The 18341-nt window shown below is 59.6% G+C and carries 18 protein-coding genes and 1 pseudogene; 3 read left to right on the top strand and 16 right to left on the bottom strand.

The genetic code is table 11. The annotated features are described in order from the left end of the window. Positions 1 to 77: 77 nt before the first annotated feature. The 6 genes from ACP7E0_RS14555 to ACP7E0_RS14580 form a co-directional block, all read right to left on the bottom strand. Positions 78 to 647, bottom strand: coding sequence for a CarD family transcriptional regulator (locus ACP7E0_RS14555; RefSeq protein ID WP_113312991.1), 570 nt, complete (start codon positions 645 to 647; stop codon positions 78 to 80). 403 nt (positions 648 to 1050) lie between these two features. Continuing rightward, a complete protein-coding gene (gene fdxA, locus ACP7E0_RS14560; RefSeq protein WP_113241731.1) occupies positions 1051 to 1389 on the bottom strand; it encodes a ferredoxin FdxA in 339 nt (112 codons plus the stop codon). Between the two features lie 217 nt (positions 1390 to 1606). Further along, on the bottom strand, positions 1607 to 2020 hold the full coding sequence (locus ACP7E0_RS14565; RefSeq protein ID WP_426125746.1) for an RNA-binding S4 domain-containing protein: 414 nt from the start codon (positions 2018 to 2020) through the stop codon (positions 1607 to 1609). Positions 2021 to 2036: 16 nt separating this feature from the next. Then, positions 2037 to 5150, bottom strand: coding sequence for a helicase-related protein (locus ACP7E0_RS14570; RefSeq protein ID WP_426125862.1), 3114 nt, complete (start codon positions 5148 to 5150; stop codon positions 2037 to 2039). Positions 5151 to 6069: 919 nt separating this feature from the next. Then, positions 6070 to 6795, bottom strand: a complete 726-nt coding sequence (locus ACP7E0_RS14575; RefSeq protein WP_426125747.1) for a beta-ketoacyl-ACP reductase — start codon at positions 6793 to 6795, stop codon at positions 6070 to 6072. Positions 6796 to 6916: 121 nt separating this feature from the next. Then, positions 6917 to 8098 (bottom strand): acetyl-CoA C-acetyltransferase, encoded by a 1182-nt coding sequence (locus tag ACP7E0_RS14580; protein WP_426125748.1) that lies wholly within the window; start codon positions 8096 to 8098, stop codon positions 6917 to 6919. A 203-nt stretch (positions 8099 to 8301) separates the two neighbouring features. Between ACP7E0_RS14580 and phaR the strand changes: the two genes are divergently transcribed. Then, positions 8302 to 8883 (top strand): polyhydroxyalkanoate synthesis repressor PhaR, encoded by a 582-nt coding sequence (phaR, locus tag ACP7E0_RS14585; protein WP_113312996.1) that lies wholly within the window; start codon positions 8302 to 8304, stop codon positions 8881 to 8883. A 57-nt stretch (positions 8884 to 8940) separates the two neighbouring features. Here the strand turns inward: phaR and ACP7E0_RS14590 are convergent, their stop codons facing one another. The 5 genes from ACP7E0_RS14590 to mtgA form a co-directional block, all read right to left on the bottom strand. After that, complete coding sequence (locus ACP7E0_RS14590; protein ID WP_113241725.1) at positions 8941 to 9348, bottom strand: hypothetical protein; 408 nt, start codon at positions 9346 to 9348, stop codon at positions 8941 to 8943. 229 nt (positions 9349 to 9577) lie between these two features. After that, positions 9578 to 9763, bottom strand: a complete 186-nt coding sequence (gene rpmF / locus ACP7E0_RS14595; protein WP_037097119.1) for a 50S ribosomal protein L32 — start codon at positions 9761 to 9763, stop codon at positions 9578 to 9580. Between the two features lie 159 nt (positions 9764 to 9922). After that, complete coding sequence (locus ACP7E0_RS14600; RefSeq protein WP_426125750.1) at positions 9923 to 10570, bottom strand: glutathione S-transferase family protein; 648 nt, start codon at positions 10568 to 10570, stop codon at positions 9923 to 9925. Continuing rightward, complete coding sequence (locus ACP7E0_RS14605; protein WP_426125751.1) at positions 10542 to 11303, bottom strand: DUF1868 domain-containing protein; 762 nt, start codon at positions 11301 to 11303, stop codon at positions 10542 to 10544. Before ACP7E0_RS14605 ends, ACP7E0_RS14600 begins: the two co-directional genes overlap by 29 nt. A 106-nt stretch (positions 11304 to 11409) precedes the next feature. Continuing rightward, a complete protein-coding gene (gene mtgA, locus ACP7E0_RS14610; RefSeq protein WP_426125863.1) occupies positions 11410 to 12156 on the bottom strand; it encodes a monofunctional biosynthetic peptidoglycan transglycosylase in 747 nt (248 codons plus the stop codon). A 159-nt stretch (positions 12157 to 12315) separates the two neighbouring features. On the opposite strand from mtgA, the gene ACP7E0_RS14615 reads away from it, so the two are divergent. After that, positions 12316 to 13224: a polyprenyl synthetase family protein gene (locus ACP7E0_RS14615; RefSeq protein WP_426125864.1), complete on the top strand. Its 909-nt coding sequence runs from the start codon at positions 12316 to 12318 to the stop codon at positions 13222 to 13224. Positions 13225 to 13249: 25 nt separating this feature from the next. On the opposite strand, the gene ACP7E0_RS14620 is transcribed toward ACP7E0_RS14615, so the two are convergent. Then, entirely contained in the window at positions 13250 to 13459 is a 210-nt protein-coding gene (locus tag ACP7E0_RS14620; RefSeq protein WP_426125752.1) for a hypothetical protein, read from the bottom strand. A 42-nt stretch (positions 13460 to 13501) separates the two neighbouring features. Here ACP7E0_RS14620 and ACP7E0_RS14625 point away from each other — a divergent pair. Continuing rightward, positions 13502 to 14139 (top strand): annotated as a pseudogene (locus ACP7E0_RS14625) (LysE family translocator). A 1-nt stretch (position 14140) separates the two neighbouring features. Here ACP7E0_RS14625 and ispG read toward each other — a convergent pair. From ispG to ACP7E0_RS14645, 4 genes are all read right to left on the bottom strand, one after another. Continuing rightward, a complete protein-coding gene (ispG, locus tag ACP7E0_RS14630; RefSeq protein WP_426125753.1) occupies positions 14141 to 15394 on the bottom strand; it encodes a flavodoxin-dependent (E)-4-hydroxy-3-methylbut-2-enyl-diphosphate synthase in 1254 nt (417 codons plus the stop codon). A 271-nt stretch (positions 15395 to 15665) separates the two neighbouring features. Continuing rightward, positions 15666 to 16859, bottom strand: coding sequence for an MFS transporter (locus tag ACP7E0_RS14635; RefSeq protein WP_426125754.1), 1194 nt, complete (start codon positions 16857 to 16859; stop codon positions 15666 to 15668). A gap of 30 nt (positions 16860 to 16889) precedes the next feature. Continuing rightward, complete coding sequence (locus tag ACP7E0_RS14640) at positions 16890 to 17273, bottom strand: VOC family protein (RefSeq protein WP_426125755.1); 384 nt, start codon at positions 17271 to 17273, stop codon at positions 16890 to 16892. Beyond that, entirely contained in the window at positions 17270 to 18052 is a 783-nt protein-coding gene (locus ACP7E0_RS14645; protein ID WP_426125756.1) for a DeoR/GlpR family DNA-binding transcription regulator, read from the bottom strand. Before ACP7E0_RS14645 ends, ACP7E0_RS14640 begins: the two co-directional genes overlap by 4 nt. Between the last annotated feature and the right edge of the window lie 289 nt (positions 18053 to 18341).

Raw genomic sequence — 18341 nt, forward strand, 5'->3', positions numbered from 1 at the left:
CTACACATCCACCGTTGCAACAAAAAAGCCCCGTCATCGTTGACGGGGCTTTTGATGTAGACGCTGCTTGAAAGTGCTTACGCAGCTTCTTCCTGCGCTTCGTCTTCTTCGATGGCCTTGCCGCGCTTCGGCCCCTTGTTGAGGTTGGCTTCGACGAGGCGGACAGCTTCGGTTTCCGACATTTTGTTCACGGCTGCGATTTCGCGCGCCATGCGGTCAAGCGCAGCTTCGTAAAGCTGACGTTCGGAATAGGACTGCTCCGGCTGGTTTTCAGCACGATACAGGTCGCGAACGACCTCGGCGATCGAGATCAGGTCACCGGAATTGATCTTTGCATCATATTCCTGCGCACGGCGTGACCACATGGTCCGCTTGACGCGTGCCCTGCCCTGAACGACCTTCAATGCACGTTCGACGAAATCGGTCTCAGAGAGCTTGCGCATGCCAATGGAGACGGCCTTTGCTACCGGCACCTTGAGACGCATCTTGTCCTTTTCGAAATCGATGACAAACAGTTCGAGCGACATGCCCGCAACCACCTGGTCTTCAATTGCTACAATTTGTCCAACGCCGTGGGCCGGGTAAACGATCGATTCACCGGTCTTGAATCCATGGCGTGTTGAAGATTTTTTCTGCTGGGTCGTCATTCGTTTCAAAAACTCCCTGTTACGCTCCCGGCGATAGCCGGGGCCGGGTCAGTCAGGCCCGGGATGGACGGGGGCACCGTCGGGTGACTCCATGCTGATCCGTTCCAACGGTCGTCAAATCGATCTTCTGTGGGGCGATCACACACAAGCAACTGCCGTTGCGTATTTGAGGTCAGCCGCGCAGGGGATTTTTTTGCTTTCGTGATGGTTTTCGGGCACACGCAAGTGCCACGATGTGGATCAGTTTTTAGACCCTATCATAAAAAACTGCAGAAATCAATAATTTGCTTTACAACGGCCATCAAGGCCAACCAGCCCTGCACGGACATGGTTAAGCCATGATTCCCCAAATTTCGCCATCTTTTGCAACCGGGAATCATCCGGCGCTAGACGCTTGCCTGCGTCAGTCCCCCTGACCGGGCTTCGGCGAAAAGTATTTTTCGTACTTGCCTTCTTCGCCGTCCATTTCTTTGGCTTCCGGCATCTCATCACGCTTGACGGTGAGATTGGGCCATTGTGTGGCGAAGTCTGCATTGACCTTCAGCCACATGTCGAGACCCGGTTCGGTATCCGGCTTGATGGCGCCTGCCGGACATTCCGGCTCGCAGACGCCACAGTCGATGCACTCGTCGGGATGAATGACCAGAAAATTCTCGCCTTCGTAGAAGCAGTCCACCGGGCACACTTCGACGCAATCGGTATATTTGCAGCGTATGCAATTGTCGGTCACGACATACGTCATGAGGTACTCCAGCGATTTCTCACGTTTGACGGCAGACAGGAACCACAAGAGAGGTCCGCTTGTCCGCATCCGTTCGGGGATACCAGCCCGCCAACGTCTTTCGTGACGCGGCACGGCTGCTCATTTACCCCGTGAGGTAAAGGCTTTGCGGGGGCTTTGCAAGAATAATCCATGCGCCAAACAGCTGCCTGGCGGGACAGTTTTCTAATCCTGTTTTCTATTCCTCATGCCAGCCCGATCGCAATCTGTCGATGCCGCGCCGTTCCTTCTTGGTCGGCCGGCCGCTGCCGCGCTCGCGTGTCGCCTGATCGAAGACATTCGGCTTTTCGCCAGGGACAACCGCCGGCGTCAGATCGTCATAGAGAAGGCGGGCTTCCTCATAGGGGCCGCGGCGGACGCCGGGAAGCAAAACGCGTACGATGGTGTCGCGCCGGTCAAGCGAAACAACGACCACATCGCCGGCTTTCAGAGCATGCGATGGCTGGGTGATACGGTCGCCGTTGACCTTGATATCGCCGGACTCGATCGCCTTCTGGGCGATCGAGCGGGTCTTTTGCAGGCGCGTGAAGAACAGCCATTTGTCGAGACGCTGGCGGAGAACCGGCAGGGACTGAGGCTGTTTTTTACCCATACTGTTACCTTGGGCCTTATTTCTTCATCTGCTCCTTCAGGGCAGCGAGCTTGGCGAAAGGCGAATCCGGATCCATCGGCTTTTCCTTGCGCGGCGGACGGGCCTCGAACTTGGCGGCCTGCGGCTTAGCGCCGCGGTCGTTGCGATCCGGACGATCCTGGCGGTCGCCCTTCTCCTGCCGCTGGCCGCCCTGGGGTTTGCCACCGTCACGGCCGCGATTACGGTCAGGCCTGCCGCCACCACCCGGCTTGCGATTGTCATCGCGACCTTCGCGACGGCCTTCACCCTCACGGCGCGGCTCACCGCCTTCGCGGCGGGCTTCACCCTGCGGTGCACGATTGTTGCCACCACGGCGATCACCCTGCGGGCGTCCACCCGAGCGCTGATTGTCGTTGCGGCTGCCTGGGCGCCACAGAAGAACCGGCTTGGCTTCGACCGGCTCGGCCATTTCGCCAACCTGCTCGGCAATGACGACCTGCTCGGTCGCCGGCGCATCGGCTTCTGCAGGAGCATCGGCTTCCGCAACAACGGCAGCAGTTTCTGCTGCCTGTTCCGGTACCGCTTCAGCAGCGTGCGGCTCTTCGCCCGCTGCATCCGCGTCGTCGTGATCGGCGGTTTCAGCCGGTGCTTCAGACGCTGCAGTGTCGATTGCCGGTGCAGCAGATCCAGACTGTGCAACGAGGAAAGCCGCAGCTTCCTCGACCTTCACGGCATCGGCTCGGTAACCGAGACCCTTGAGGATCTCTTCCATATCGTCCGGCGTCGCTCCCAGAATAGAGAGCATCGCCGTCGTCGCGGTAAAGCGGCGGCCATCATAGGCACCGTCCGGACGCGCCGTCGTGCCCGGCTTCCACTGCAGCAGCGGACGGATCAGGTCGGCGAGGCGCTCAAGGATATCGATACGGACAGCACGCTTTCCAAGGAAGCGGAAACCGGCCAGCTTATAGAAGGTGCGCTCATAGGTCGGATCGGTGACTACCGAGGTGCGGCCAGCGGCCAGAACAGGGATCAGATCGCCGTAGCCCGGCTTGTCGAGACCGTCGTTCTTCAACGCCCAGAGCAGCGTGATGAGTTCCGCCGGAGCAGGCTTCAAAAGGGCCGGCATGAAAATGTGATATGCGCCGAAGCGGATGCCGTGGCGGCGGATGGAGGCACGCGCTTCCTGATCCAGCGACTTGACGTCATCGGCGACATCGCGACGGAACATCACACCGAGGTTTTCCACCAGCTGAAAAGCCAGACCCTTGGCGAGACCTTCTAGGTCTTCGGCGCGCGACAGATCGTCGAGCGGTTTCAGCACCGTCGAGATGTGATGATTGACGAAGCGTTCGATGCGGGCGAGCACATGCTCGCGGGCATTGCCCTGCAACTGCTCGTCGGCGAGCAACAGCACGCGCGGACGCATGATGTGATCGCTGGCTGTCAGCTTGGCCACGGGATCGCCGAGCCAGCGCACGAGACCATCCGACGACAAAGCCAGATCGGCATTGCCCGCCGCATGCAGCCGTGCTGCCCGCGCCTCGAATTCGAGAGCCAACGCTTTTTGCGCGGCCCCTTGCGCTGCACGCGCATCAAGACCATCGGCCACTGTCGCCAGCGTGAAACGGAACCCGGCCAATTGTCCCACATGATGACCTTCAACGAAGACATCGCCATTTACACTGATTTCAGCTTCCAACATCGCATTCTCTCTCAGGCGCTTCATGAGCACAGATGTCCTGCGATCAACAAAGCGTTTCGTCAACCTTTCATGTAACGCGTCAGACAATCGATCTTCGATTTCCCGCGTCTTTTCTTGCCAGTGTGTCGGATCGGCAAGCCATCCCGGACGGTTGGACACATAGGTCCATGTCCTTATTTGTGCAATTCTCGCGGACAATGTATCGATTTCACCGTCCGTATGGTCCGCGCGGCGAACCTGTTCGGCCATGAAATCTTCATTCACTGTGCCACGCCGAACGAGATCGGCATAGATCGTCGAAATCAGATCGGCATGTTGCGCCGGCGTTATACGCCGGTAGTCGGGAAGCGCACAGGCCTCCCAAAGTTTTTCTACACGCTCCGGTGTGGTTGCGACACTGGTAACCTCCGGATAGCGCGAAAGATAGTCCAAAGCCTGCTGATCGACCGCCGGCAAGGCCCGTGTGAGCCCGTGGACAGCGGGTGCAGCGTCCAGGCTCTTCTTCAGAGCCTGTATGGAAGCGTAGTTGAGCGACTTGGAGCGCCATTGAAGGACACGAACCGGATCGAACTGATGCGATTCGATCCGGTGGACCAGTTCATTGTCGAACGGCTCGACCCGCGAGGTGACGCCAAAGGTACCGTCACGCAGGTGACGTCCGGCGCGTCCGGCAATCTGCGCCAGCTCGCCGGGATTGAGATTGCGGAACTGGTAGCCGTCATATTTCCGGTCCTGCGCAAAGGCGACATGATCGACATCAAGGTTAAGCCCCATGCCGATCGCATCGGTCGCAACCAGATATTCGACATCGCCGGCCTGATAGAGCGCCACCTGGGCGTTGCGCGTCCGTGGCGACAAGGCGCCGAGCACGACTGCAGCACCGCCGCGCTGACGGCGGATCAGCTCGGCGATCGCATAGACCTCTTCGGCCGAAAACGCGACGATCGCCGTGCGTTGCGGCAGGCGGGTGATCTTCTTGGAGCCCGCGTAGAGAAGCTGCGACAGGCGGGGACGTTCAACGACGGTGATGCCGGGGAGCAGATGTTCGAGGATAGGCCGCATGGTCGCGGCACCCAGCAGCAGCGTCTCGACGCGGCCGCGCAGATGCATCAGCCGGTCGGTGAAGATATGACCACGCTCCAGATCGCCGGCCAGCTGCACTTCATCGATCGCGACGAAGGCGGCCTTGGTCTCGCGCGGCATGGCTTCGACGGTACAGACCGAGAAACGCGCCATATGCGGGGTGATCTTTTCCTCACCGGTGATCAGAGCGACATTGTGGGCACCGACCTTTTCGACGACACGCGTATAGACTTCTCGCGCCAAAAGGCGCAGCGGCAGGCCGATGACGCCGCTTTCGTGCGCAATCATGCGCTCGATCGCGTAATGCGTCTTGCCGGTATTGGTGGGGCCGAGCACCGCGATCACGCCGCGGCCGCTCAAGATCATCGGTTGGTCAGGCACTATATGGATCCTGCGCACTTTCAGTCTGTGAAGGCCATTCACGGCGTTTCAAAGCCGTTTCAACCGGCGGACAACACATGCCCACGCCAAAGCGCAAACGCAAGGGGCGCGGGGTCATGAAACGTGCAAATGGCGCGCCCGGCCTATAACTTCCACCCTCGATCGCCGGAATCCGGAACAGCGGTGGAACGAATCAGCGACGAATCGCACACTTGCTCAGATTCAGGGTTTGTTCACCGCTAAATGTTGACTTCTTAGCCGGGATTCACACCAGATGCTGAATCGATATTTTCCATGCCAATTCCTCCGAAAAATGAACATTGCCCGCCAGACGAAAAGTACGGCGAGTCTGAGATTCAGAATCCAAATAGCTGAATTTTCGGGAAAAATTGACCGACCCCTAGAGAAAACAAAACACCCCTAAATATTAGTAGCTTTTAAAATGAACCCCAGAACAAAACAAATACGAAGGGTGATCTGGCCTCTTTCGCCGCCTCTTTCGCACAAGATATGGTACGAAAAGAGACGGACGCATCGAGGCAAGATGACATCCCTTTCGCCAGATTCCGATCAGGCTTAAAATCAGGTGATCACCCTCTGCGCAATCTCGCTTTCCGAAAAATCACAGTGGCGAAGACAGGCGGCGCGAACAGCGGTTTTAAGCAATGTCACGGACCAGCATTAACACTTCAGCCAAAGCAGGAACGAATCGGAGACGAATCACGGACACAACCTGTTTCCCGGTTTGTTCACTGCGATATATTGTATAAAATCAAATTGTTAACCATAGAGAATGGCGGATAACTTCGGTTTTGCCATCCTCTCGATCGGGGCGCATTAACCTTTTCCGGCAACGCAAAACGGCGCCCGTGAGGGCGCCGTCAGCAAAAAGGGGTCGTCCTAATCAGACGAAGAACTGGCCACCATTGGCAGAAATTGTCGAACCGGTGATGAAACCGGCATCATCGGATGCCAGGAACACGACGATCCGGGCAATTTCATCGGGTTCACCAAGGCGGCCGACGGGGATTTGCGGGATGATGCGTTCGTTCAGCACCTTCTCCGGGATCGCCCGGACCATCTCCGTGCCGATATAGCCGGGGCAGACTGCATTGACCGTGATGCCCTTGGCAGCGCCTTCCTGGGCGAGTGCCTTGGTAAAGCCGAGGTCGCCCGCCTTTGCGGCCGAATAGTTCGCCTGGCCCATCTGGCCCTTTTGACCATTGATCGAGGAAATGTTGATCACGCGTCCGAAATTGCGGTCGCGCATCCCCGTCCAGACCGGATGTGTCATATTGAACAGTCCGGTAAGGTTGGTATCGACCACCTCGCCCCACTGCTCGGGCGTCATCTTGTGAAACATTGCATCGCGGGTGATGCCGGCATTGTTGACCAGAATTTCGATCGGGCCGAGTTCGTCAACGACACGTGCGATGCCTTTGGTGCATTCCTTGTAGTCGGATACGTCCCATTTATAGGTCGGAATACCGGTGACGGCGGTGAAGGCCTGCGCCTTTTCGTCATTGCCGGCGTAGGTCGCGGCGACCTTGTATCCAGCCCCCTTTAACGCGATGGATATAGCCGCGCCGATGCCGCGCGATCCGCCTGTGACCAATGCTACCCTGCTCATCCGACTTGCTCCCCCTGTTGTATCTTTCTTGTTTCGACGCTGGCGCCCAAGGGCGCAGAACAGTTCTTCCGGCTCTTGCCGTGAAGTTTGCTCCGGCCCCGAGGGCCGGAGCGATCGCTTGTCACAACCGTTCGACGCACATGGCAACACCCATGCCGCCACCGATGCAGAGCGTTGCCAGCCCCTTGGAGACGCCGCGGCGCTTCATTTCGAACAGAAGCGTATTAAGCACGCGTGCACCGGACGCGCCGATCGGGTGGCCGATGGCAATCGCGCCGCCATTAACGTTGACGATCGAGGTATCCCAGCCGAGATCCTTGTTGACCGCGCAGGCCTGGGCAGCGAAAGCCTCGTTTGCCTCGACAAGCTCGAGATCGGCAACCGACCAGCCGGCCTTTTCGAGAGCCTTGCGCGAAGCCGGGATCGGCCCGGCACCCATGATCTGCGGATCGACACCGGCCGTTGCCCAGGAGACGATACGGGCAAGCGGCTGGATACCCCGGCGTCCGGCTTCCGCTTCGGTCATCAAAAGCGTTGCGGCGGCTCCATCATTCAGGCCCGAAGCGTTGGCAGCCGTGACCGTGCCTTCCTTGTCGAAGGCCGGACGAAGCTTCGTCATGGAGTCCAGCGTTGCACCGTGGCGGATATATTCGTCCTGATCGACGGTGACGTCGCCCTTGCGGCCCTTGACGATGAAGGGAATGATCTCGTCGGCAAAGCGTCCGGCCTTCTGAGCTGCCTCGGCCTTGTTCTGCGACCCCAGCGCAAACACGTCCTGATCCTCACGCGAAAGCTGCCACTTCTTGGCGACATTCTCGGCCGTCGTTCCCATGTGATAGCCGTAGAAGGCGTCGGTCAGGCCATCCTTGATCATGGTATCGACCATCTTGAAATCGCCCATCTTGACGCCGCCGCGCAGGTGCGCGCAGTGCGGCGCCATCGACATGGATTCCATGCCGCCGGCAACGATGATCTTGGCATCGCCGGTTGCAATCTGCTGCATGCCAAGCGCGACGGCGCGCAGGCCCGAGCCGCAGAGCTGGTTCATGCCCCAGGCCGTCGCTTCCTGCGGGATACCCGCCTTCATCGCCGCCTGGCGGGCCGGGTTCTGTCCTTCGCCGGCTGAAAGGACCTGACCGAGGATGACCTCATCGACTTCGGCGGCCTCGACACCGGCGCGCTCAAGCACGCCCTTGATGACAGCGGCGCCAAGCTCATGGGCAAGGGTGTTGGCAAAGGAGCCGTTGAACGACCCGACGGCGGTTCGGCCGGCGCTGGCGATAACGATGGAGGGAGTGCTCATCAGATATTTCCTCGTTCTTTTTTTCGCAATTGCTGAAGACTGGCAAAGGTGACCGCGCAAGTCAAACACCTTGATGCAATCTCGTCCCGATGCAAAATTTTGCACCTGCGTCCACGCAACGCACAAAGAGATTGTCAGAACCCGTTTTTTGCGGGTACTCTGGAAAAACATAATAAAGACGGGACCATGGGGAGGAGACCCAGATGGCTAAACACGACGGTCAGATCGTAATCAAAAAATACGCCAACCGGAGGCTGTATAATACCGGAACGAGCACCTATGTGACGCTCGACGATCTCGCGGTGATGGTGAAAAAGGGAGAAGAGTTCACCGTACAGGACGCGAAGTCAGGCGATGACATCACCCATTCGGTGCTGACACAGATCATCTTCGAGCAGGAATCCAAGACCGGCAACACGCTCTTGCCGATCTCCTTCCTGCGCCAATTGATCTCGTTCTACGGCGACCAGATGCAGATGGTGGTTCCGAGCTATCTTGAGCATTCGATGCAGGCCTTCACCGACCAGCAGGTGACGATGCGCGAGCAGATCAACAAGGCCTTCGGTGATACACCGCTCGGCAAGAACCTGTCTGTTCCGCTGCAACTGGTGGAAGAACAGGTCAAGCGCAATACTGATCTCTTCCATCAGGCCATGCAGATGTTTTCGCCCTTCATGGCGGCAACGCCCGCAGCCAAGGAACCGCGCAAGGCGGAAGCCAAGGACATCGATGAACTGAAAGAACAGTTGCGCGCCCTGCAGACGAAGCTGGAAAATCTCGGCTGACAAGCCTTCGTGCCGCGCCGCCGTCTCGAACGGCCCGCGGCACCCTTCAAGGCTTGATCAGAGCCCGATGGAAACATCCCGCCCGGCCGTGCGCATCGACACGGAGAAGCCGGCGATGACGTCGATGAAGCAGATCGTCATCAAGATGAAGAAGACCTGGGTTGCGGCATTGGCGACCAGCAGGAATTCCACCAGGAAGACGATGAACAGTACCATCGACAAGAGATGGTCCATCAGCGCTTTCGAGCTGATACGGGTTGCCTTGAGGATTTCGACGAAAAGCAGCACCAGCGCGATGACGATCATCAGGTCGCCCATGCTCATCGTCCAGACGGCACCGGACAGCATGGTCATCGAGAAAACGGTGTTTTCGAAAACTGCGACACCGCCGCTTCCCAAGACGCCCATCATTCCAAGATTGTAGAGAATGAACGGCAGGATCAGCAATGGAATGGCGGCAATCATCAGCAACAGCTCCCAGTTTCTCGCACCAGCCTCTCCGGCCGGGTATTGATCGATATGTGCCTTACGGCGCGGCAAGCGTCAAGAAAACGGCCGCGGCTGGCAGATAGGGCAGGGATTTGGGAAAACTATGACGGAGGAAGAGGAAAACGCACCGCGCTACTTGCAAGCGGACAACGCAAAAGGGCCGGCAAAAGCCAGCCCTTCCAATCACAGCCTGACGGCCCGCTGATTAAGCGGAAGCCTTCGGGGTCAGAACCTGACGGCCGCGGTACATGCCTGTCTTCAGGTCGATGTGGTGCGGACGGCGCAGTTCGCCGGAGTTCTTGTCTTCGATGTAGGTCGGCGTCTTCAGCGCATCGGCGGAGCGGCGCATGCCACGCTTGGACGGGCTTGTTTTTCTTTTAGGTACAGCCATTTCATACTCCACTTATCGGGCAAAACTCTGTTTCGCAGCCAGTCTGTTGGCCGGGAAAAACAGATGTCAATCTCGGAATTTGCCGGGCTTATACATGCCCAACAGGCGTTTGACCAGTCCCTGCAGGCATTTTTTCGCAACGCCCGCCCAGGAAAAGCATCAGGCCTCGTCCTCCGGCACGATCCAGGTTTCCTGAAGCGCTGCCTCCTGCCACTTGCGGAAGGCCGGATGGGTCTTGACCGCATCCATATATTCCAGCGAGCCGGGATTGCGGGTGAGGTCGTAAATCTCGAAACGATTGACCACCGGGGCAAACATCGCATCGGCAGCCGTAAAACTGCCGAACAGGAACGGACCGCCGGAGCGGGCCACCGCCTCGCGCCAGATCGTCTCGATGCGCTCGACGTCGTCCATCACACCATCCGGCAGATCGATCGCCCGCTTTTCCCGGCGGATGTTCATCGGGCAGGCGTTGCGCAGCGCCTGGAAACCGGACAGCATTTCCATCGAATAGGCCCGCGCCACCGCCCGCTCGGCCGGATCCTTGGGCCAGAGCCCGGAATCGGGGAAAAGTTCGGCGGCATATTCGATGATTGCCAGCGACTGCCAGACACGCACGTCGCCGTGATGCAGGACGGGAACCTGTCCTGTCGGGGAAATATCCTTGAACTTCGAGTTACCGGCCGGAAAATCGAAGGGGATAAGCACCTCCTCAAACGGGATGCCACAAGCCTCCAGCGCAAGCCAAGGCCGCAACGACCAGGAGGAATAGTTTTTGTTACCGATATAGAGCGTCAACTGGGTCATGGCGCATCCTTACTGTCTTTGGTGAGCGTCCGAAGACAATCAGCTCTTCGAAATGGTTCATGTCTTCAAACGAGCAGAAAGCTGGAGGATCGAGATCGACGACGGGCGACCGCGCCTTGAGATAGGCCAGCGTTTTTGCCAGCATCTCCTGCCAGCGCGGCAGCGCCGCGTCAGCGAGCCAATCGATCATATAGGCGAAAGTGATGTGAAACACGTAATCGTTATGGTCCGGATGACGATAGCCAAAAACCCCCGCCAAGGCATCACGCCATTCCCGCAGGCATCGCCGGTCATCAACGCTGTCACCTTCAAGCGTCAGCCCAAGCGGCGTCACCTCGGTAATACGCGCACGGAAGGGCGAAAGCGGCGGAAAATTCTTCAGCTTGTCGCGAAAGTGGGCCGTCATCACATCGATCGGCGTGTCCAGGGGCATATCCGTGGGCCAATATGGCGGATTGCGACGATCTTCTATGATGCCCTGGAAGATGGTCATGTGCAGGCTGGACGCATGCGTGAAGGCGAACTGACCGGCTTCCGGCATCGCCATTAATCGGTCGCGCACCGTCAGGATTGCATCATGCGAAGACGACCCTGCAGCAACATGGGAAACGACGGTGTTGCCAGGCTCGTGCAGAAAGCGGCCTTCGGCATCGTAGCGGGTTCCCAAATGCGGTGGCGGGATATTGTTGGCACTTCGCGCAAACGCGATAAGGGATGAATCAATCGGGACCATGGGACAATCGAGCCTTTTCAAGGATAGGAATGAGGCCCGGATGGCAGAGTTTCACAACGCCAGAATGACACCGTTCCCGGAGAGGCTCTAATGAAAAAGCCTGATCTCACTCATAAAGGCATTTGATATATTCGCCCGACCGGCTGGCACGGCGCTCGATCAGCGAGGCCAGGCTGCGCAGGCCACGGCCCGGTTTGCCGGCATTGCGCTCGATCGGATTGGGTAGGGATACGGCAAGAAGGGCTGCCTGCCGCCGGGTCAGCTTTGCAGCAGGAACGCCGAAATGGTGTTTTGCCGCCGCTTCCGCACCATAGATACCGGGACCCCACTCCGCGACGTTGAGATAGAGTTCCATCATCCGCTGTTTGCTCCAGACGAAATCGGCTGCCAGCGCCAAAGGCAATTCCATCCCCTTGCGAATGAAGGAGCGGCCGTTCCACAAAAACAGGTTCTTGGCTGTCTGCATCGGGATCGTCGAGGCGCCCCGGGTCGCTTCACCCTCCAGTGCATCGGTGACGACGCCACGCATCTGCACCCAGTCGACACCGTCGTGAATGCAGAACTGGCCATCCTCCGACATCATCACCGATCGCACCAGATTGGGCGATATATCCTCGAAGGCGACCCATTGGCGGTCATAACCACGGAAAAGCAGCAGATCGCGCAGCATCAGCGTCGAAATCGGATGGATGAAGCTTGGCGCATAAAGGACGATCAGCACGTAAGGCAGGATGGCAATCGCCACCGCGATCAGCAGAATCTTGCGCCAGCGCCGGCGCAGGGCCTGACCCCATCCCCGCGAACGGCTGGAAGACACGTCCTGCTCCTCCCGAGTTTCCGGTACAATGTCCACCCCTGAAACGCCCGCCTGATGATCCATTCAATTTTCATAGAACAAGCGCGGCTAAAATTGAACGGTTTTCTCGGTAACGCACAGCAAGCCGCGCCAGCGGACGCCGATATGGTAAAATCCCGTTGCCAGCGGGCGCGCAGTCATGCCAAACAACGCCGCATGAGCGAGACACCCTTCGAAATTCGCCTGAAGAGCAGCGCCACAGAGGTCGAGGCCTGCCTCATCGGTATCCTCCACGAAGAACCGCAGGCAGACGAGATCGCACGGCCGGCATCCCTCATCGCCGCGATGCGCCACGGCCTCCTGAACGGCGGCAAACGCCTGCGCCCCTTTCTGGTCATGGAAAGCACCGCCCTCCTTGGCGGCAACAGGCAAGCGGCCCTGCGTGTCGGTGCAGCGCTTGAGTGCGTGCACAGCTACTCGCTGGTGCATGACGACCTTCCGGCGATGGACGACGATGATCTCAGGCGCGGCCAGCCGACGGTCCATATCGCCCATGGCGAGGCCAATGCGATCCTTGCAGGCGACAGCCTTCTGACGCTCGCCTTCGACGTCATCGCAGCGCCGGAAACGCACCTCACTGACCGGCAAAAGACCGAATTGGTGGTCGCTCTCGCGCGCGCCTCCGGCATCGGCGGCATGGCCGGCGGGCAGGCGCTGGATCTAGCTGCCGAAACATCGGCACCGAATGAGGCGGCAATCGTCACGCTACAGGCAATGAAAACCGGCGCGCTGATCCGCTTTGCCTGCGAAGCCGGCGCCATCATCGCCGGCGGCAGTGCCGGTGACCGGCAGCTGATGCGCCAATATGGCGAAACCATCGGCCTTGCCTTCCAGCTGGCCGACGATCTGCTCGACCTGACGGCGGACGCCGAGACGATGGGCAAGGCAACCGGCAAGGATGCAGCCCGAGGCAAAGGCACGCTGGTGTCACTGCACGGGCAGGCCTGGGCGGAAACCCGGCTGGCAGCGCTGGTCGCAGATGCGGCCACATTGCTGGAGCCATTTGGCTCACGCGCTGATATTCTCAACCAGGCCGCCCGCTTTATCGCCAACCGCAGCCATTAGCAGCCGCACGGCTATGCCGGCCCCCTCACCCTAACTCTCTCCCCGCAGGCATGAGGTGGAACGACGGAACTTTCCGCTCGCTCTTCTTCGTGTTCACGGCAGCGGTCCTGCCAACCTTTGCAAGCAGGAAGGGCAGATGCGGTGCAACTGCGCCGGACACCCAGCCTGCCGCAAAAGGCAAAATTGTCACCGCAACAAGAAAGCGCATTTTCTTTCCGGGCGCAGTCGGCATCATGGCGCCCTACCGCGTTTGAATGCGCGGCACCGGAGATTGCGCATGTCAACCCTTCTGCCCTACCTGCCGCAGCTGATGGTCGCCTGGGGTGCCTATATCATCGCCACCGCTTCGCCGGGACCGGCTGTCGTCGCGATCATCTCCACGGCCATCAGCCGTGGCCGCAATGCCGGACTGGCGCTGGCCTTTGGCGTCCTGACGGGATCCTATACCTGGGCGATGCTGGCGGCTGCCGGACTTTCGGCGCTGATCAGCACCTATGGCAACGCCTTGTTCATTCTGAAGATTGCCGGCGGACTCTACCTGCTCTGGCTGGCGGTCAAGGCGCTGAAATCGGCGATGCGGAAGGAGACCGAGGCCGCGCTGCCGCTCGACAAGCAGCCACCCTCGTTGCGCCGTCTCTACTTCAAGGGTCTCGGCATCCACCTGACCAACCCGAAGGCAATCTTTCCTGGCTGACGCTGGTTTCGCTCGGCACGCCGCAGGGTGCGCCGCATGTCATGCCGATCCTGATCGGCGGCTGCATGGTGCTTGGCGTCATCATCTTCATGGGCTTTGCGTTGCTGTTCTCCATCGAGCCCGTGCACCGTGGCTACAGGAAGGCCCGCCGCTGTATCGAAGGCGCCATGGCCGGCTTCTTCGCCTTTGCCGGCCTCAAGCTGCTGACCGTCAAGCTGTAGCCTATTCGGCCGCCGCCTGCCCCTGCCCGAAGCGTCTTTCGATATACTCGCCGACAAGCGTCTCGAAATCGCCGGCGATATTGGTGCCACGGATCGTCAGCGCCTTCTTGCCGTCGATATAGACGGGAGCGGCCGGAAGCTCGCCGGTGCCCGGTAGCGAAATGCCGATATCGGCATGTTTGCTTTCGCCGGGGCCATTGACGATGCAGCCCATGACAGCGACCTTCAGGCCTTCGACGCCCGGATATTTCTCGCGCCAGACCGGCATGTTGCGGCGGATGTCGGCCTCGATCTTCTGCGCCAGTTCCTGGAACACCGTCGAGGTGGTACGCCCGCAGCCCGGACAGGCGGCGACAACCGGGATGAACTGGCGGAAACCCATGACCTGCAGCAGTTCCTGCGCTACCTGTACCTCGCGGGTGCGGTCGCCGCCGGGCTCGGGCGTCAGTGAAATACGGATCGTATCGCCGATGCCCTGCTGCATGAGGATTCCAAGCGAGGCGGCGGACGAGACGATACCCTTCGAGCCCATGCCGGCTTCGGTCAGACCCAGATGCAGGGCATGGTTGGAGCGGACAGACAGCATCGCATAGCAGGCGATCAGATCCTGCACATTCGAAACCTTAGCCGACAGGATAATGCGGTTGCGTGGTAGACCGGCTTCCTCGGCAAGCTCAGCCGAAATCAGTGCCGACTGCACGATGGTTTCGCGCATCACCTGTTGCGCCGTCAGCGGAAAGCCCTTGGCTTGGTTGTCATCCATCAGGCGGGTCAGAAGCTCCTGATCCAGCGAGCCCCAGTTGACGCCAATACGCACCGGCTTGTCGAACTGGATGGCTCGCTCGATGATCTCGACGAACTGCTTGTCCTTCTTGGCCTTGAAGCCGACATTGCCGGGATTGATGCGGTATTTCGCCAACGCCTCGGCGCAGGCCGGGTGGTCGGCCAGCAGCTTGTGGCCGATATAATGGAAATCGCCGATCAGCGGCACGTCGAGGCCGAGGCGCTCGAGGCGCTCGCGGATCTTCGGCACGGCGGCCGCACTTTCGTCGCGATCGACGGTGATGCGCACCAGCTCCGAGCCCGCCCGGTGAAGGGCAGCAACCTGTGCGACGGTCGCATCGATGTCGGCCGTATCGGTATTGGTCATCGACTGAACGACCACGGGCGCCGATCCTCCGACGATCACCCCGCCAACATCGACGGCAACGGAGGCCCTGCGGGGTTGCGGTTCGTAATCGAAGGCGGAAGACATGAAAGCCCCTTGCACGTGCTGTTGCGGCGACTTTCCCTGAGGTGGATGAGGAAAGCCGCCTTGTCAACGGCAACATTCATGGATTGACGGCGAATTGATGACAGGCCGCCGATCGGCTCATCCGACAAGGCCCCTCATCCGGCCTGTCGGCCACCTTCTCCCCGTTTTGACGGGGAGGAGGATCGTACCGCAAGCTCCGTCGTCCCCTCTCCCCGTCCGCGGGGAGAGGGTTAGGGTGAGGGGCCGTCGGGGTATCATGCGAAGAAGAAAGTCAGTCGTGCCCCTTCGGATCGGCATGCACGGCATGGTGCGACAGTGCCAGAACGACGATGAACAGGATCGGCACGCAGGTGAAGATGATGGAGAAACCGGTATGCTCCGCGACAAAGCCGATCAGCGAGGGAGCAAACAGCATGCCGGAATAGCCCATGAACGTGGCGACCGACAGCCCGATGCCCGGCGCTAGGCCAGGCATGTTGCCGGCGGCGGAGAAGGCGATCGGCACCATGTTGGAAATGCCGACACCGGCAAGCGCAAAGCCGAGAATGGCGAGCGGCGCATTCGGCGCCATACCGGCAAGCACGAGGCCGACCAATGCGGTCAGCGTGCAGACCCGCAGGGTTCTCACGCCACCGAAGCGGTCGCGGACATGGTCGCCGGCAAAACGCATGATCGCCATCGTGGCCGAGAAGGCGGCAAAGCCGAAGCCGGACATAGCCACGGAAGCACCGAGTTCGTTACGCAGGTAGAGTGCGCCCCAATCAAGCACCGTGCCTTCCGGCACCATCGAGAACAACGCCACCAGGCCGATCAGCCAGGGCAGCGGATTGGACGGCAGCCGCAGCTTCTGCTTGGCGGTATCCGGATGCGGCTGATCGGCAAGGATCATCGGCCAGGCGACGGCCAGCACCGAAAGGCAGACCAGCGTGACGAGGATGACATGCACATAGACGCCGAAATGCGCCATGATCAGACCGCCGCTCGCAGCACCGATCAAACCACCGAGGCTCCAATAGGCATGGCAGGACGACATGATCGCCCGGCGCATCGATTTTTCGACCTCGACCGCATTGGCATTCATCGCCACGTCCATGGCGCCGACGAAACCGCCAAGCAGCAGCATGCCGATCACCGCCGTCCAGACATTGGGAAGAAGCGTCAACAGCAGAAGCATCGGCGACAACAGGATCGCCGTGACCTTCACCACCTTCTGCGACCCCATCCGGGCGATGAAACCACCGGCAATCGGCATTAGGATCAGCGAACCGATGCCGAAGGCGAGGATCAGCAGACCAAGCACGCTTTCGCTGATGCCGAGCCTGTCCTTGAATTCCGGGATCTTTGGCGCCCAGCTGCCGGTAACGAAGCCATTCATCAGGAAGAGCAGAGAGACTGCAAGGCGGCTCTTGGGCATATAGCCTTGCCGGATGGCGGCCTGCGGCGGGGTTATGGTGTGTTGATCCATGGTCTCTTCCTGTAGAATTCGGTGCCGGCGTCAGGCCGTGATTTCGATGGGGTTGCCGTCGGGATCGCTAAGGACCGCCTCGTAGAAGCCGTCGCCCGTCATGCGGGCCGGAGACAAAAGGATGCCCGATGCCGCAGCTTTCGTTGCCAGGTCATCGACGGCCTCGCGGCTGCCGAGAGACAAGGCGAGATGGGCGTAACCTTGGCGCTCGGATTGCTCATCCTGCGCATCGATCCACGGCCCCTGCATGAGCTCAATCGAGGGGCCGTCCTTCAAATACAGGAACCGTGAAGAGAACCCGGGGCGCCGGGCACTTTCATAAAGATCGCCGACGGTAGCGCCGAAGATGTCCGCCCAGAAGCGGCAGAGGCGATCGAGGTCCGTGGTCCAGAGTGCGACATGGGCGATCCTCATGCATTTGTTCCTCCTGCGTAAACGACGGTAATGCCTTGGCTACTGTAGAGATCGGCGCTGTTTCGGGCTGCATCATGCTCGACGATCAGCGTCGTGCATTCCTGTGCCGTAATGACCGCATGCGGTGCCGATGTGCCCAGCTTGTCTTTGGTCACCGCCGCCAGAACCGAGGTGCTGTTGCGGGCGACAAGCCGCTTGAATTCCGCATCCTCATATTCAATGGCCGTCAGTCCGGCATCAAGATCGACGCCGCAAACCCCGAGAATACAAAGATCCGGCCGCAGCACCGAAACATCACGTTGTGCCTTGGCGCCAATGGCGGCCCCGACCAGCCGGTCGATCTTGCCGCCGATCAGGATGAGATCGATACCCGGCTTTTCCATCAGTGCGGAGGCAATCAGCGGCGCATTGGTCACCGCCGTCAGCTCCAATCCGGCGGGAAGCGCCTGTGCAATTGCGAGATTGGTCGAGCTGGCATCGAAGAAGACGGTCATGCCGGCCTTGATGAAAGGAACGGCAGCAGCAGCAAGCGCCGCCTTGCGCTCGGGCGCTTCGCCGACACGTTGGGAGAGCGTGGTGCCAACGGGCGCGACCGGCAGGGCGCCACCATAGACCCGCTCGCACAGACCTGCCGCCGCCAGTTCGCGCAAATCCCTGCGGATAGTGTCCTCAGAGACATTGAATTCCTGCGCCAGATCAACCGCCAGCACGCGGCCGCACAGCCGCAGGCGATCCTGAATCAGGCTCTGTCTCTGTCTTAAAAGCAGTTCTGTCTGCATGGTAAAATCAAATCACGCATGAATGAGTGTAAATCGGCATAAACGTGCATAGGGCTCTTCATACAGAATTTCAATCGATTTATGTGGGTTCTGCGAAAAATCGCGGGGCTTTGCCGCAAAAATCGGCAGCTCGCCTTGATTTTAATCGCAGCGCGCCAAATTTGCGTTGAAACGGCCTGCATTTGAGAAAAACCTTTCGCTGTTGCAGCGCACAAATGAAGTTTTGTGCGCTGTCATGCATCGAGCGGTATGCGATTGTCCCCTCACACCGGCAGACGGCCGGATCAAA

This window comes from Pararhizobium sp. PWRC1-1, assembly GCF_049897905.1.
Taxonomy (GTDB): domain Bacteria; phylum Pseudomonadota; class Alphaproteobacteria; order Rhizobiales; family Rhizobiaceae; genus Pararhizobium.

Coding starts and splice junctions, on each gene's coding strand:
- ACP7E0_RS14555 (WP_113312991.1), bottom strand. CDS start 647: ATGACGACCCAGCAGAAAAAATCTTCAACACGCCATGGATTCAAGACC.
- fdxA (WP_113241731.1), bottom strand. CDS start 1,389: ATGACGTATGTCGTGACCGACAATTGCATACGCTGCAAATATACCGAT.
- ACP7E0_RS14565 (WP_426125746.1), bottom strand. CDS start 2,020: ATGGGTAAAAAACAGCCTCAGTCCCTGCCGGTTCTCCGCCAGCGTCTC.
- ACP7E0_RS14570 (WP_426125862.1), bottom strand. CDS start 5,150: ATGATCTTGAGCGGCCGCGGCGTGATCGCGGTGCTCGGCCCCACCAAT.
- ACP7E0_RS14575 (WP_426125747.1), bottom strand. CDS start 6,795: ATGAGCAGGGTAGCATTGGTCACAGGCGGATCGCGCGGCATCGGCGCG.
- ACP7E0_RS14580 (WP_426125748.1), bottom strand. CDS start 8,098: ATGAGCACTCCCTCCATCGTTATCGCCAGCGCCGGCCGAACCGCCGTC.
- phaR (WP_113312996.1), top strand. CDS start 8,302: ATGGCTAAACACGACGGTCAGATCGTAATCAAAAAATACGCCAACCGG.
- ACP7E0_RS14590 (WP_113241725.1), bottom strand. CDS start 9,348: ATGATTGCCGCCATTCCATTGCTGATCCTGCCGTTCATTCTCTACAAT.
- rpmF (WP_037097119.1), bottom strand. CDS start 9,763: ATGGCTGTACCTAAAAGAAAAACAAGCCCGTCCAAGCGTGGCATGCGC.
- ACP7E0_RS14600 (WP_426125750.1), bottom strand. CDS start 10,570: ATGACCCAGTTGACGCTCTATATCGGTAACAAAAACTATTCCTCCTGG.
- ACP7E0_RS14605 (WP_426125751.1), bottom strand. CDS start 11,303: ATGGTCCCGATTGATTCATCCCTTATCGCGTTTGCGCGAAGTGCCAAC.
- ACP7E0_RS14615 (WP_426125864.1), top strand. CDS start 12,316: ATGAGCGAGACACCCTTCGAAATTCGCCTGAAGAGCAGCGCCACAGAG.
- ACP7E0_RS14620 (WP_426125752.1), bottom strand. CDS start 13,459: ATGATGCCGACTGCGCCCGGAAAGAAAATGCGCTTTCTTGTTGCGGTG.
- ispG (WP_426125753.1), bottom strand. CDS start 15,394: ATGTCTTCCGCCTTCGATTACGAACCGCAACCCCGCAGGGCCTCCGTT.
- ACP7E0_RS14635 (WP_426125754.1), bottom strand. CDS start 16,859: ATGGATCAACACACCATAACCCCGCCGCAGGCCGCCATCCGGCAAGGC.
- ACP7E0_RS14640 (WP_426125755.1), bottom strand. CDS start 17,273: ATGAGGATCGCCCATGTCGCACTCTGGACCACGGACCTCGATCGCCTC.
- ACP7E0_RS14645 (WP_426125756.1), bottom strand. CDS start 18,052: ATGCAGACAGAACTGCTTTTAAGACAGAGACAGAGCCTGATTCAGGAT.